The organism is Zhongshania aliphaticivorans (assembly GCF_902705855.1).
GTDB classification, from domain to species: domain Bacteria; phylum Pseudomonadota; class Gammaproteobacteria; order Pseudomonadales; family Spongiibacteraceae; genus Spongiibacter; species Spongiibacter aliphaticivorans_B.
The window spans coordinates 1-13,574 of sequence record NZ_CACSIJ010000014.1; the positions used below are offsets into that span (position 1 = coordinate 1).

Genomic DNA, 13,574 nt, shown 5'->3' on the forward strand with positions numbered 1-13,574 from the left:
GAACAATGATTTATCGCCGGTTCAGTATGAGAAATTAGCAAATTAATGTGTCCGGTTTTGTTGACCAGAACACACCTATTCAATCAAGGTATATACGGTATCAATCTCTAATATTGAAGCATTATTGGTAGAGGAACTAAAAGCAAGTAACAACCATTCAACAAGAGCTAAATATACATTATTAACCCGCGCCCTTAAGAACTTTCCAGAAAATTCAGAACTATTGAGAATGAAATCTGAATTAAAAGAACAGCTAGCAGAAGAAGCCAAGCTGGCAAATATTAGGCAGCTGGAATACAGAGACAATACTGCCTATACCGACGCTAAGAATAAAGAAAAATTCTATAAATCTCGTGACAAATGGATTGAAGAATATCAACAATATCTTGCAAAATTTCCGAATGGAATCCATGCAAATAAAGTAAAGGAACGTATCAAGGAAATTCAGGCTGAAATTACTCAGGATGAACAAATTTATCTTGACCAGTTACGAAAATTCGAGAAATTAACTATCAATTTCGTACAAGCAATCAAAGCTCAAGACAAAGATCGGCTATCTAAAATGGCCTATCAATCAAAAAGCGCAGACTCTTGGTTACGCTCAAATAGGCTATCGAAAGCTGATTACTCGTCAATTAAAGCAGTGAAATTTCATTATTCAAATGCTAAAACCCGCAACTACACTTATGTCCAACTTTCTGGGAGCCCATTAAAACAGTTAAAGTTTAAGCTGCGTGATGGTCAGTGGTATGTTTCAGGCTATGTAATTTAAACTCACGGGAGCCGCATTTAGACACCCCACTGTTTCTCAAGGATAAGGCAATGAACATAAAAACATGGCTGCCCAAGCTGTCCAAACAAACAAAATCCGACACGCTTATTTTTATGCTTTTAAATATTGGCGCGGGATTGTTATGGGCTAGTGATATAGCATTAGACATGGTGTTTTTCGTGTCAATTATTTTGATAATCCCTATGCTGTATTGCGGTGTTAGGGCGATAGGCGGTATCGGTGCAGACTGGGATGCAGTGCTACGTGTTAAATTTAACAACCATATTCTCTATCGCCTTGCTCGACTTGTGATTGTCTTAGCCTTCGGTTTGGTGGCATTTATCGTTAATATCCTTGTCAGTGCTTTTAACACTCGAAGCTCAAGCTCAGATAGCTCTTATTCATACACGGGCAACGGCTCCACTGCTGGTTATGGCCATATTGGAGAAGATGATGCCAATGTAAATACACAAATTGCTAAATACCACCCTTACGACAAGGTGTAGTGTTGATGCTTAAAACTAAGGCGGGGCCACCATGCTCTAAGCTGCATATATTACCCCCCCTCTTAGATAAATTCATTGACGGCATCTTCGCACATCCTTTAATCGGCTCACAACCAGTTAGTTTACCCATCTACCACTTATATCCCCTCACCATAAAACATTATTGCCGTATTATGAGTGTTACAAGAGATACCGTCTCTCAGCTATTGAGCGCTAGCGGTAAGTGGGCCAATATCACGCACATCCAATAGGCGGCGTGCCGCCGGATCGGTTTTAACTGACGTCTCAATCCGAGTATCAAGATCGGCTATGCGGTGATCAAGGTGCCTCAAATCATTGGAGAGTTCGGCCAGTAAAACCCGAAAATCATCGGTCAAACCATTCTCCGCATCTTCAAGCCATTAGGGCAATGCTTGCCGAAGATTATTGATGCGAGCTGACAGAGCATATCAAGCCACTCATGACGCCTGAGCCTTACTTGCCACTGAGTCTTTTCATGTCGATCAACACCGTGAACATGAAAAACAGATTTTGCGATATCTGCTCCAACTCTTGTAATGTTCATATAGGGCTTCTCCTCATCTTCTGAATGGCAAACTGACACTTACCATTCTGGCGCATTGACGCCGCATTGCTAGGGTGAGGAGGAGTCCATCCCATTGCTTACCTTCAACCGGACTACAGCCGCCAAAATTATAGATATTTACACTACTCAAGATGTGAGCCCGCATCACCTACTATTGATAGAGAAGCGCCGTTATTACTGCGCGGCCATAACACTATATTCTGGGCCATTCAAAAAGACTTCATGCTTAAATGAGTCGCAAATATTTGGATGCTCCTTTAAGCACACTTCGTAGTGCGCATATCCAGCCTTGGGAGTTGTATCTAAAAATGTGCTCATATCCATAGTATGTACACCATAGTTTTCGTACCCTTCCCCCTCTTCATCTGAAAATGAAACGCATGTCATTTGCGCATTTTCGTCATAGACACACCGATATGAGGCATGCACACCGCAATGATATTTGAAGCCGAGATTAGGAATACTACATTCAGAAGATATCAACAAAGAGCTTTCTTCCTCAATAAGCTCTTCATCTTCGCTCAAATAGACTTTAGCAGTATACAGAACAGGGCTTTCAACCGGATCACCATCTTTTTCGATTGAAACGAAAGACCAATAAATATCTATCCTATCGCCTACACTGAACTCGTGATCGGGCTTGTCGCCATCAATAGTCGCCATATTTGGATCAAGTGGGGGGGGCGAAAAACTGATATTATAACCAGAAGAATTATCTCCCTCATTACCGCCATCATTACCACTACCATTACTCCCGCCATTACCGCCGCCACTACCACCGCAAGCTGTCATAGATAATGCCATTACAAGTGCGAATACGATTTTTTCCATGCGAACTTCTCCATTTTATTGTTAGCTGATGATAATACAGCCTGTTATATTTTTACGATTTAATGGGACACTACCCCGTGACCCTTTATTTATGCCACCGACAACGTGCCTGCTGGACATAAATTCACTTTCCCATGAAAATTTTTGGCAGCAAGCCCTGTTGAGCCTATTTTTAATATTTATTTTCGTTGGTGAGCGGCCTTGAACCTGACCCTTTACCACGTATATTTAATGGGATTGGCTGCACCACGCTTGCGGTATTCATCAGGAATACGTTTATCTATGTACTGTGAGCGGATTTCATCTGGTGCGTCTTTCCCGTAAAAACCATATCGTCCCTCTACATCCTCATGGCCCGCGAAATGCTCAGATGTGGCAGGTAGCCATTTATCTGCTATGAAGACACCAACAATCAAACCTTGTACAACGGCAAGGACAATCTCGGCTTTTTTCGCCTTCGCCAAATTAATTCGCCATGCAAACCGCATGGCCTCATAAACAGAGCTATCCAAGGCAGAGCGATTAATGTTGATCATTAAGGCTTTGTGAGTAAAGACGACGGTTTCTGCCGCATAACGGCGAACCACCTCTGCGGCGTGCATAACGCCGAAATCGTTACTGCCATGCCCGTCAACAATATTCGTGTTACTGGGGTAGGCGTCTATCAAGGCCGCTTCTACTTCAAAGGCGGTGCTTGAGTCGAGGTTGTGACGATGGATAACGTGGGCGACCTTAAAACCGGCGAGCTGGATGGCTCTTATTCGCGCCATTTTCTCTGAAAGGGCGTCACTCTCAACGTCGCCTTTTGCATGGGCAAAGATACGATTGCCTTTACCTTTTCCCACGTAAAAGGTTTCGCCGTTGCGAGGATCAATCAAGCGGTAAACGTAATAGCGGAGTTTTTCAATTACTTCAGAAGAAAAATTTTCAATGTCTGAGTCGGACACAGCATTTCCTTATTATGCTTTATATACACCCCGATTCCTTCGGATTGCCAAGTCCGAGTATCCCATAATTTTTTGAAGATCGGCAACTGATTTAGTACTACGATTTACTTAAGCCTATACACAACACGCCACCATACTCTAATTCCCCACTTATCTGCCCAAACCCGAGCAGTGAACCACAAAAGCCAAACCAAAGAGAATTGATAAATCAGCCCTCATCATCTAACGATTACGAACTGACGCGACAACTCAACTACTTCTACGTATTGAAACTTGATCTGGACATGCACTGGATTCTCCTTACAGAAATTCATATAATTCTCAAAAATATGACAAAGGAATGTCAAGTGTCGTTTTACAATGATTTCAAAGATTCACTCTGCTATCCATTTAAAGACAGCGAATGGGCAGCTAAGTTATGGCCATTGCCCTTAATCACTCTAATTCCAGCGATAGGCCTGCTTAGTGTCATCTTATTAAAGGGGTGGCGATTCGAAATGGTAAAGCGGTTAAGTACTGGAGACGTTACCTTGCCGCCATTTAATCCATTTATTATGTTTAAGCGCGGACTATTGCTATGGTGTGTTATGACAGCACACATATTTGTACCTGGTATTCTATGTGCCATATTAGGTATCGGTGGCCCGATTGGTTTTGTTCAAGATCTATATCAAATACTCGCAAATGGATTTTCCGATTGGGCTCAATCGGAGCCCGAAGACTGGGCATTCTCTATATTGATATATTTTATATGGGCCATTATTTCTTTCCCCGTTTTTCAAGCTGGCATGATTAGATACGCTAACTCGGGGGATTGGAAAACACTGCTTAATGTAGCGCTTAACTTCGCTTTATTTGTTAAATACATACATTACTTTATAAAATTTTATCTCTCTTGGCTCGCTCTAATCGTGCTAATTGCTGCACTTGACTCCGCACTAGCAATTACTGGCTTCGGTATTTTGCTAATACCCACGGTTAGTATTGTAGGCTATTACATTTCGTCCGCTTATGACTTGGGGGTATTGGCACACAAAATTAATAGCAAAGAGCAAAACGTACAATATTCATTGTGATAATTGCTAGTGCCGGATGGTAACTCTCCAACAATTGACGGGTATTGCCTCTTATTGAAGTGTACGGCTCATTCAACCAGAACTATGCTAGCTGGACTGCTCTTTCGGAAGGATAAAACACCATATTAATGCCGCAATCCAACCCAAACCACCAACAACACCAACGATATTAACCAATATTATGCCTACTTTTTGGGGATGCTTCTTAAGTAGCGCAATAATTGTTGGCAAAAAGAAGATGGCTAAAATTATTAGCACCGCTAAATATAACCCCATTGACTCATCCATAAATCCACCTCATCCTTACAAATATAGTTTTCTAAAAGGCATAGCCGAAACCACACTATTGCTAGGCTCAAGCTATCAGAAAGTCAATTCTCCCACTATAGGAATTTCAAATTATTTTATCTATACACGCGAACTATCCATGCTGCATCTTTAAATGTGTACTTTCTTTTTCCATATAATCCAATGCAAACTCTTGGGTGTATGCTGCTCTAGCCGTATAGTTGTTGAATTCACAATATGAGAAGCGAAGCTGGTTGGAGACCAAAGCGCCGACAAAAACTAAGCTAAAACTTCAGACATTTACGCAGCCTTCAAGGACGAAGACATGCCACTTGCTACTGTTTATAGCCGCGCCAAGCTCGGCGTGAATGCCCCACTGGTCACGGTTGAAGTACATTTATCTGGCGGTTTGCCCGCATTTAACATCGTTGGTTTACCCGAAGCAACGGTTCGTGAAAGTCGCGACCGAGTGCGCTCCGCACTGATTAATTCGCGCTTTGAGTTTCCCGTCAGTCGCATCACCGTTAACCTAGCACCTGCCGATTTGCCCAAGGAAGGTGGCCGTTTTGATCTACCGATTGCCATTGGTATTTTACTGGCCTCTGGGCAAGTGCCCGCCGCACCCCTAGAACATTTAGAGCTCATTGGTGAACTCGGTTTAAGCGGCGAACTTCGCGCGGTCGATGCCGCACTGCCCGCCGCGATTCAAGCAAATTTAGCCGGTCATATATTAATTTTGCCGGCGGCGAATACCGGATTGGCATCAATAGTCGACGACACCGGCCTACGTGAAGCCGACTCCTTACTCGCCGTAGCCGCACATTTACACGGCCAACATGCCCTCCCCTTTGCAGGCGCCAGTGTTGAACCTATTGATGAAAACAACTACCCCGACCTCAGCGACGTAAAAGGCCAAGCCGGCGCCAAACGCGCGCTTGAAATTGCCGCAGCTGGCGGACATAGTCTGCTTTTAAATGGGCCTCCGGGCACAGGCAAAACGCTGCTGGCAAATCGCCTACCCGGAATTTTACCGCCCTTAACTGAAGCGGAGCGTTTAGATATTGCCACTGTGCAATCGGTCGCCGGCCAGCCATTACGACTGCATCGCCCGTTCCGCTCACCACATCACACCGCCTCGGCAGCGGCCTTGGTCGGTGGCGGCAGTTATCCTCGTCCTGGCGAAATTTCCTTAGCTCACAATGGAATTTTATTTTTAGATGAGCTGCCAGAGTACCCCCGCAAAGTATTAGAAGTACTGCGCGAACCCATGGAATCTGGCGAGGTGATCATCTCCCGCGCCGCGCAGCAATTAACCTTCCCGGCAAAATTTCAATTGGTGGGTGCAATGAATCCATGCCCCTGTGGCTATGACGGTGACGAAAGTAAAAACTGTCGCTGCACACCAGATCAAATTCAACGCTATCGCAGCAAATTATCTGGCCCGCTGTTAGACCGAATCGATTTACGCATCACCGTGCCAAGACTTCCACCCGGCGTGCTACAAGATTCAAGCAAAGCAGAAAGTAGCGCAGTGGTTCGTGAGCGGGTATGTGCGGCGCGAGCCCGTCAGCACCAGCGCAGCCCTAACATCAACTCTAGGCTCAGCGCCGATGAAGTCGCTAAGTTCTGTAAACTTGATGAACCCAGCAAACAATTCATGCTCCGCGCCGAGCAAAAACTAGGACTCAGCGCTCGCGCCCATCATCGCCTAGTTAAAATTGCACGAACGATTGCGGATCTTGCGGGGGATAAAGACATCAGTCTTGGTCACTTGCAGGAAGCCATGATTTATCGAGGAGAACTTTAGCGGCGCGTGATGAGCTCAAAACGAATCATCAAGACCGCACTTTCCCAAATAGGTATATCTAACTGCTTTTATCTTCAGTCAAAACATAAGGCGAAGCTTCCGCTGGATCAGGCCGCGTCTTAAAGCGCTGATGAACCCAGAGGTATTGTTCAGGCGCCTCTTTTATTTCCTGCTCTAGCAACTCATTAAATACTCTGGCCACTTCCACGGGCTCGCCGGCAGCCTCATCCAACGGCGGCAAGATGCGCAGCAAGTAGTGACCATCAGCCTCGCGACGAAAGAAAAAAGGCACCAAGGCCGCGCCGGTACTTTGCGCCAATCGACCGGGAACGGTCACGGTTGCCGCCTCGACACCAAAGAACGGCAAGAACACACTGTGTTCCATACCATACTCACCAAAATCCTGATCGGGCGTGTACCACACTATCTTTCCCTGACGCAGATATTTGAGCGCCTTGCGCATATCATCACTGGGAATCATATCGGCAAAATGACGCAAGCGAGCCTGCAGCACCGTTGCCTCCTGTACCGGATCGGAGTGGCGACGATAGACGCAATGCACTTGGTGATGAAGGCTGAGCATACGCACTCCCATCTCTTGGGTGGTAAAGTGTGCACCCAGCAACAAGACCCCTTTGCCCCTCGCCAGCGTGACATCAAGGTGTTCAACACCTTCAATACGATATTGCTCACTCAGTAAAGCATCTGCGCTAAACCAGCTCGCCACGGCATCAAACACACCCATACCCAAAGCATCTACATGGCGGCGTAGAAGCGCTTCCCGCTTGGCATCGTCCAGCTCAGGAAAACATAACTTTAAATTGGTGCGTGCCACATGCATGCGTTGACCAAGCAAGGGCCACATAATAAAAGCAATGCCCCGGCCCAAGCTAAGCTGTATACGCAAAGGTAACTTCGCACAGAGTTTGAATAGTCCGTAGCTGAAACGAAGAATGATGTGACGAGGACGAAAAGACAGCTTGGTTGCGGTCTTAGCAGTCGGCTTCTCAATGGTGGGCATATGCTATACCTGTGCCTAATATGGTTTCTAATAACATCGACTGAAACCCTTAAATAACAGCTAAGGCAACTCGGTAAATCCTAGCTGGCTGAATTCATACCTGAATTTTTCACACGTCTTGACTAGGGGCTAGTCACATTAATTAATACAGTATTTCCTGTGCAAGTGACTTATTGCCCGCATCAGTCAATAGGGTCGCCTAGTATAATACCTGCCAGCAATTCAGGATTTTCTCTTTGAATATTGTGGCCACCTACAATATTGATCACTACCCACCCATTATGTTGCGCACGCTTAGCTTGAGCATAAAAATCATCTTGTTCAATTTGCGTGTGTGGCGCCACCGTTAAAACATATTTCGTGGGTATAGTTAAATTATGATGCGTTAGCGTGATTTTGTCTGTGACGGTATTCAAAGGCTGCGGCATAAGTTTTGGTGGAGGGGCGCTATCCTTATATCTCGGCGGGTAAACAAAACCATTGCGAGTTAGCGAGGCCAGTGCTTTTGCCGCCTTGCTATGAATATCAAGCATGCTTTCACCGTTAGACGGCACCATGCCTTCAATATAAATACGGCGCGCTATTCGCTCGGGGATGCTATCGCTTACCCCGCTGATAACCATGCCGCCATAGCTATGCCCCACTAGAACGACATCGTGCAAATCCTCATACAAAATAAGATTAACAATATCTTGAATATGCGTTTCTAAGCGGATGTCCGTAGAGCTTAAATGCGCACGCGCACCCAAACCAGTTAGCGATGGTCGATAAACTTGGTGCCCCTGTTTGCTAATCTCACGCGGTTTCAAATCCGAAGTGCATCAAGGTTTAAGCTGCAATCGCAGCCCGGTAATCACCCATTAATTGACCCGGTGTTTTAAAACCTAAATCTTTTCTTGGGCGGGTATTTAGTCGGTTCACAGCTCTATCTACCTCTGCCTTAGACACCAACTTCAAATTTGTGCTTTTTGGAAAATACTGCCGTAGTAGCCCATTCGTATTTTCATTTAATCCGCGCTCCCACGAACTGTACGGATGTGCAAAATAAATATCCGTTGAGAGCGCCTTACTGATCTCAGCATGATAAGCAAATTCTTTCCCGTTGTCCGCCGTAATACTGTGAACCACATCTTTAAATGGCTTTAACAAACTGATCGTGGCTTTTGTGACAGCCGCAGCACTTTTGTTATCAACCTGCGCAGACAAGGTGAATTTGGTGACCCTCTCCACTATGGTGACCAGCGCACCGCTATGGCCTTTCCCTATCATTGTGTCTATTTCCCAGTCACCAATTCGGGATTTGTTGTCCACAGCCTCAGGGCGGTCATCAATGCTTACACGGTTCTTAATGTGTCCTCGTGTGGATTTGCCATTACGGCGCTTGTCGTATTTCTTGCCTTGACGTCGCAAGTACGTATATAAATCTCCGTTTGATCGCTTATCCGACCAAACATGCAGATAGATCGCCTCATGGCTAATCAGAAGCTCTAGATCATCAAGCAGCCACCCCGATATTTGCTCCGGACTCCATTCCTGCCGAAGCTTGGACTCAATCAGTGCGACCATAGCCAACGTCATTTTAGAGCGCCTAGCTGCCGCCTTGCGACGTAAGGACGACTTAGCTTGAGCTTGTTTGTGCCGGTAACCTCGGCCACCTGTATTACGAGCTAACTCTCTACTGATTGTTGACTGACTTGTGCCGACGTTCTTAGCTATCTCTCTTTGTGAACAACCTGTTTTATTTAGGACTGATATCTGGCATCGTTGCTCATAAGTCAGCTGCTGGTAATAACTCATTGTGATTTCATCTCTTGCCGGAGAAAAAAATGATGAGCTTACCTTCAGCTGACCCTTTCTTCTACTGCATCAGATGATGCACTTCAGATTTGAAACCACGTATTTTAATAACTACCGTTCCTGGCTACTAAAGCAACATAAGCCCATAAGGCATGAAGCGTTACGCAGCACTTAAATCTAATGGAAACACCTTGGTAAGCTTCAGCTGCTTTTTTGCAACTGACAAATCGTAATTGTCTTGCATAATAAGCCAGCTTTCTGGGCTACGACCCAAAGCCTTGGACAACCTTAACGCCATTTCCGGACTGATGCCGCTCTGACCTTTTATCACCCTGTTAAGCGTTGAGGCCGCAACATCAAGATGTTTTGCAAGGGTGCGGCAACTAATATCAAAGGGCTCCATATAGGTTGCTTGAATAAACTCACCCGGATGAGGGGGATTATGCATATTCATTAGTGATAATCCTCATAATTAACGATGTAAACATGGCCTTCCTGGAACTCAAACGTGACTCGCCAGTTCCCATTAACAGTAATCGACCACAGACCTTTTCGACTACCTTTTAATGGATGTAATCGGTAACCGGGGATGTCCAAATCATCAACACAGAAAGCGGTATCTAAGGCAGCAAGCTGCATTCTTAGCTTACTAGCATGGGAAGCTTGAATGCCCTTCGTAGTTCCAGCCTTGTAGAACTTTTCTAGTCCTTTATGCTTGAATGATTTGATCATGAGCAGAGTGTAGCATGTTGCGCAACACCGTCAATAAAAACCCCCATAATAATGGACAGAGCGAAAATCCACCCAAGATTGATTTGACTGCTATCTACCTTTAGCGCTGGTCTCGAATTCTTGTCTCGCTTCAGTATCTAATATAATGTTCATGACATTTACTTTACCTTTGTCTTCAAAACCTAAGTCCTTTCGCATATCTTTCAAAAACTTATNACCGTCGCGAATAATTCTAAATGGGTCTGAGGGATCTGCTGGCAGTTGTGATTGGATATCAAAATCCAAGTAATTGGCAATAAGTTCTTCGCTTCCCCAGTTCATTAATCCTTTTTTAAACTCCATCATGTCAGATATAATCTTTGGTGTTATTTTGCTGCCGCTCCCTGCCTTGACACTGGCGATAAGATCAAAATACGCAGTATAAAAATATTGGAAGACTTTTATTTTCTCTTTAATTCTAAGTAGCTCTAACTCTCTTTCTTTGACTTTATTGTGATTTAGAGTAATTGAATGTACAGAGATTATGGTGGTTATCAAAGCTCCCACAATTCCAAAAATTAAAATCTTATGCTCCACACCCTCAACAATGAATGTTCCCCATCCCGTTAGGGAAACCAAGAATAACACTAAGAAAGCCATCCAAACTTTCATCATTTTCACAATACTCATCTAGGCAGATAACATCTATTTACTAAGCACACTCAGTTTTTTCTTATACTCCTTCGCGTACTACATAAAAATAATTTATTTATCAAAAGGAAATTTCAAGCGCAGTTAGTGGCATTTCCATATTTATATTCCCCACTCCCTTTGTGTTTTATTTTTTCTAAGTCTTTTCCGCCGCTTTCGACAAAGTGCCTCTCCAAGCTTATAAACTCAGCATCATACGTGCCGATTAAAAAAAATAGCGCACAGAAATTCTCTCCACGCCATCTCGTTTTCCCCACCTTTTAACCCAGCTTTAACCACTCTTTAAGACTATTCCCAATATCACTAATTTCTTCTCCACAAACTTCGTGCTGCATTGGGTAGCTGCGGTATTTAGGTTTGAAACCCATGCTTTGTAGAATTTGATTGGCGGTATGGCCCATGCTTTCTTGCACCATGGGGTCTTGGCTGCCGTGGAATATATGAATCGGTAGGGCTTTGTTCGCCTCATTGAGTTTTACTTCTTTAGCCGTGGCGAAGTAGGTGGACATGGTTAGTAAACCAGCCAGCGGCTTGGGGTAAGAAAGTGCTGCGTGGTAGACCACCGCACCGCCCTGACTGAAGCCCGCTAGCACGATGCGGTCGCTTGGGATTCCTGCATCTAATTCTCGCTGAATTAATTCGCGCACAGCGGCAGCTGAGGATTCTATCTGCACTAGATCGATCTCTCGCTCAATAGACATAGCAAGGATATCGTACCACCCCGGCATGACCATGCCGCCGTTGATTGTGATAGGTATTTCTGGTGCGTGGGGGAATACAAAACGAATACCGTGATTGTCTGGCAAACCGAGGTGGGGCACCACGGGTACAAAGTCGTGGCCACTGGCGCCTAGGCCATGTAACCAAATAACGGCGGCGTCTGCTGCGCCTTTCGGTTCTACTATTTCACAATTAAGCAAGGTCGAGCTCCTGAGCGTTTTTAATTTACGATGATATTTTTTTAGTTAAGCTGCAAAGTTTATTTTTTAAGCCATGCTTCAAGTAAATCGGTATTACGTATATTTTTCCGATACGCAATATCAGCGATGTCGCCGATAATGGGTATGCTACCTAGCAAGAAATCGAGGCCGATATTAGCTAACATTCTCAATTTTAGGCGCCGTGGTGCTTCAAGCCTATGGGCCTGCCAAACGATGATTAAGCCCAGCAGTGCGCTCACTAAATCACCGGCGACGGGCAGCAACCCGAGTAAGGCATCTATCCCGAATCGCCAGGGGGTATGTGGTATCCCCCACGCACCATCCAGTAAAGTGGCGAGTTTGCGACTGCGCTGCAGTCGCTGTTCTGCTTCTTGCGATATCATTTTTTTGCGATGATATAAACGGCATGAATAATGCCGGGCAAGTAGCCGCAGAGTGTAAGAATAATATTAAGCCAAAAATGCTTGCCTAAACCGACTTGTAAAAACACTCCCAATGGCGGTAGTAAGATTGCAAAGATGATACGAATAATATCCATAGTACGTTTCTCGCTCTGTTAGTTCGAGTTGGTAATGCCATCCATAAGGTAGCACAAAATTACCCTTTTCAAATTATCTGTGAGCACGCTATATAAGGATGGCGCTCGGTTGATCTGACTACTGATGTTGCATATGCTCTACGCCCGAATTGTATTATAGCGAGCAAGGCCAGCGTGAACCTCACCACAACGAATCGATATATTCCCAACGCCACCGAAATGCTGCAGTTTGACGTCATTGGAGAAGATCGATTTCGCGCTCGTCATAACCTCGACAATATGGCCGGCGTTACCTTTGGCGGGCAAGCACTTGGTCAATCGCTTGCCGCTGCGACGCTCACCGTAGATAACTGGCATTGCCACAGTATCAACGGCTTTTTTATGCGGGGCGGGATTATCGACGATGCTATCGATTATCAAGTTGAGCGCCTTAGCGACAGCCGCCGCTTCGCGACTCGTCGTGTTACCGCGATACAAGATGGGCGACCGATTTTCGAGCTATTGTGCTCTTTCCATGAAGGTGAGGAAGGCGTAAATCATCAATTTGCAAATTTAGGCAATCCGCCAGCGCCGGAGTCATTGATAGATTTACAAGTATTTGCTCAAGAGAATAAGCATCGCTTACCCGAGAATATTTTTGCCTTGCTATCTAAACCCTATATCTTTGAATTGCGTATGCTAGATATGGAAACCTATTTTGAAACGCCAGACACCGCATTTAGGGACTATTGGGTTCGCATTCCTTCCGCCGCGCAGATTGAAGACCCTCGCGATCATCATTCACTACTCGCTTTGTTGTCGGATTACTGGCTACCCGGCACAATCGCGATACCTCATGGCCGCAACACGGGCATTAAATTGCTAGCTTCGTTAAATCATTCACTTTGGATACATGCGCCCGTTAATGTCGATCAATGGTTGCTATATCGAACTGAAAGCCATTGGGCGGGGAACGGCAGAGGGCTTGCTACGGGAAAAATATTTTCTCAATCAGGCCAACTCATTGCGTCTGTTACACAAGAAGCGGTATTGCGTTAATTCA

The 13,574-nt window shown here is 45.1% G+C and carries 17 protein-coding genes; 5 read left to right on the forward strand and 12 right to left on the reverse strand.

From position 1 onward, the window contains the following. The first annotated feature begins 124 nt into the window (after positions 1–124). Both GVJ32_RS11985 and GVJ32_RS11990 read left to right on the forward strand, forming a co-directional pair. The gene (locus tag GVJ32_RS11985) at positions 125–772 is read left to right on the forward strand and encodes a hypothetical protein (protein ID WP_159240348.1); all 648 of its coding nucleotides are present in this window, start codon (positions 125–127) and stop codon (positions 770–772) included. A 50-nt stretch (positions 773–822) separates the two neighbouring features. Next, positions 823–1,278: a hypothetical protein gene (locus GVJ32_RS11990; RefSeq protein WP_159240349.1), complete on the forward strand. Its 456-nt coding sequence runs from the start codon at positions 823–825 to the stop codon at positions 1,276–1,278. 203 nt (positions 1,279–1,481) lie between these two features. On the opposite strand, the gene GVJ32_RS11995 is transcribed toward GVJ32_RS11990, so the two are convergent. The 3 genes from GVJ32_RS11995 to GVJ32_RS12005 form a co-directional block, all read right to left on the reverse strand. Then, positions 1,482–1,655 (reverse strand): hypothetical protein, encoded by a 174-nt coding sequence (locus GVJ32_RS11995; protein ID WP_159240350.1) that lies wholly within the window; start codon positions 1,653–1,655, stop codon positions 1,482–1,484. Between the two features lie 383 nt (positions 1,656–2,038). After that, complete coding sequence (locus GVJ32_RS12000; protein ID WP_159240351.1) at positions 2,039–2,695, reverse strand: hypothetical protein; 657 nt, start codon at positions 2,693–2,695, stop codon at positions 2,039–2,041. Between the two features lie 215 nt (positions 2,696–2,910). Next, positions 2,911–3,642 (reverse strand): LEM-3-like GIY-YIG domain-containing protein, encoded by a 732-nt coding sequence (locus GVJ32_RS12005; RefSeq protein ID WP_159240352.1) that lies wholly within the window; start codon positions 3,640–3,642, stop codon positions 2,911–2,913. Between the two features lie 347 nt (positions 3,643–3,989). Here GVJ32_RS12005 and GVJ32_RS12010 point away from each other — a divergent pair, with 347 nt between their 5' ends. Beyond that, entirely contained in the window at positions 3,990–4,718 is a 729-nt protein-coding gene (locus GVJ32_RS12010; RefSeq protein WP_159240353.1) for a DUF4013 domain-containing protein, read from the forward strand. Between the two features lie 87 nt (positions 4,719–4,805). Here the strand turns inward: GVJ32_RS12010 and GVJ32_RS12015 are convergent, their stop codons facing one another. Further along, on the reverse strand, positions 4,806–5,006 hold the full coding sequence (locus GVJ32_RS12015) for a superinfection immunity protein (RefSeq protein ID WP_159240354.1): 201 nt from the start codon (positions 5,004–5,006) through the stop codon (positions 4,806–4,808). A 325-nt stretch (positions 5,007–5,331) separates the two neighbouring features. Here GVJ32_RS12015 and GVJ32_RS12020 point away from each other — a divergent pair, with 325 nt between their 5' ends. After that, complete coding sequence (locus tag GVJ32_RS12020; RefSeq protein WP_159240355.1) at positions 5,332–6,813, forward strand: YifB family Mg chelatase-like AAA ATPase; 1,482 nt, start codon at positions 5,332–5,334, stop codon at positions 6,811–6,813. A gap of 58 nt (positions 6,814–6,871) precedes the next feature. On the opposite strand, the gene GVJ32_RS12025 is transcribed toward GVJ32_RS12020, so the two are convergent. From GVJ32_RS12025 to GVJ32_RS12065, 8 genes are all read right to left on the reverse strand, one after another. Then, positions 6,872–7,834, reverse strand: coding sequence for an LpxL/LpxP family acyltransferase (locus GVJ32_RS12025; protein WP_159240356.1), 963 nt, complete (start codon positions 7,832–7,834; stop codon positions 6,872–6,874). Between the two features lie 182 nt (positions 7,835–8,016). Further along, positions 8,017–8,643 (reverse strand): alpha/beta fold hydrolase, encoded by a 627-nt coding sequence (locus GVJ32_RS12030; RefSeq protein ID WP_159240357.1) that lies wholly within the window; start codon positions 8,641–8,643, stop codon positions 8,017–8,019. A 19-nt stretch (positions 8,644–8,662) separates the two neighbouring features. Beyond that, on the reverse strand, positions 8,663–9,631 hold the full coding sequence (locus tag GVJ32_RS12035) for an IS30 family transposase (protein ID WP_159240358.1): 969 nt from the start codon (positions 9,629–9,631) through the stop codon (positions 8,663–8,665). 160 nt (positions 9,632–9,791) lie between these two features. Next, a complete protein-coding gene (locus tag GVJ32_RS12040) occupies positions 9,792–10,085 on the reverse strand; it encodes a HigA family addiction module antitoxin (protein WP_159240359.1) in 294 nt (97 codons plus the stop codon). Continuing rightward, positions 10,085–10,363 (reverse strand): type II toxin-antitoxin system RelE/ParE family toxin, encoded by a 279-nt coding sequence (locus tag GVJ32_RS12045; RefSeq protein WP_159240360.1) that lies wholly within the window; start codon positions 10,361–10,363, stop codon positions 10,085–10,087. The genes GVJ32_RS12040 and GVJ32_RS12045 overlap by 1 nt, the downstream gene beginning before the upstream one ends. Before the next feature lie 950 nt (positions 10,364–11,313). Continuing rightward, a complete protein-coding gene (locus GVJ32_RS12055) occupies positions 11,314–11,973 on the reverse strand; it encodes an alpha/beta hydrolase (protein ID WP_159240362.1) in 660 nt (219 codons plus the stop codon). Positions 11,974–12,032: 59 nt separating this feature from the next. Next, a complete protein-coding gene (locus GVJ32_RS12060) occupies positions 12,033–12,377 on the reverse strand; it encodes a DUF4112 domain-containing protein (RefSeq protein ID WP_159240363.1) in 345 nt (114 codons plus the stop codon). After that, a complete protein-coding gene (locus tag GVJ32_RS12065) occupies positions 12,374–12,532 on the reverse strand; it encodes a YqaE/Pmp3 family membrane protein (RefSeq protein WP_103685093.1) in 159 nt (52 codons plus the stop codon). Before GVJ32_RS12065 ends, GVJ32_RS12060 begins: the two co-directional genes overlap by 4 nt. Positions 12,533–12,706: 174 nt before the next feature. Between GVJ32_RS12065 and GVJ32_RS12070 the strand changes: the two genes are divergently transcribed. Beyond that, positions 12,707–13,570, forward strand: a complete 864-nt coding sequence (locus tag GVJ32_RS12070; protein WP_159240364.1) for an acyl-CoA thioesterase — start codon at positions 12,707–12,709, stop codon at positions 13,568–13,570. The last annotated feature ends 4 nt before the right edge of the window (positions 13,571–13,574 follow it).

What these genes read in the sequence shown, in the direction of transcription:
- GVJ32_RS12020 (WP_159240355.1), top strand. Translation starts at nt 5,332, where the DNA reads ATGCCACTTGCTACTGTTTATAGCCGCGCCAAGCTCGGCGTGAATGCC.
- GVJ32_RS12045 (WP_159240360.1), bottom strand. Translation starts at nt 10,363, where the DNA reads ATGATCAAATCATTCAAGCATAAAGGACTAGAAAAGTTCTACAAGGCT.
- GVJ32_RS12040 (WP_159240359.1), bottom strand. Translation starts at nt 10,085, where the DNA reads ATGAATATGCATAATCCCCCTCATCCGGGTGAGTTTATTCAAGCAACC.
- GVJ32_RS12060 (WP_159240363.1), bottom strand. Translation starts at nt 12,377, where the DNA reads ATGATATCGCAAGAAGCAGAACAGCGACTGCAGCGCAGTCGCAAACTC.
- GVJ32_RS12015 (WP_159240354.1), bottom strand. Translation starts at nt 5,006, where the DNA reads ATGGATGAGTCAATGGGGTTATATTTAGCGGTGCTAATAATTTTAGCC.
- GVJ32_RS12000 (WP_159240351.1), bottom strand. Translation starts at nt 2,695, where the DNA reads ATGGAAAAAATCGTATTCGCACTTGTAATGGCATTATCTATGACAGCT.
- GVJ32_RS12025 (WP_159240356.1), bottom strand. Translation starts at nt 7,834, where the DNA reads ATGCCCACCATTGAGAAGCCGACTGCTAAGACCGCAACCAAGCTGTCT.
- GVJ32_RS12035 (WP_159240358.1), bottom strand. Translation starts at nt 9,631, where the DNA reads ATGAGTTATTACCAGCAGCTGACTTATGAGCAACGATGCCAGATATCA.
- GVJ32_RS11990 (WP_159240349.1), top strand. Translation starts at nt 823, where the DNA reads ATGAACATAAAAACATGGCTGCCCAAGCTGTCCAAACAAACAAAATCC.
- GVJ32_RS12065 (WP_103685093.1), bottom strand. Translation starts at nt 12,532, where the DNA reads ATGGATATTATTCGTATCATCTTTGCAATCTTACTACCGCCATTGGGA.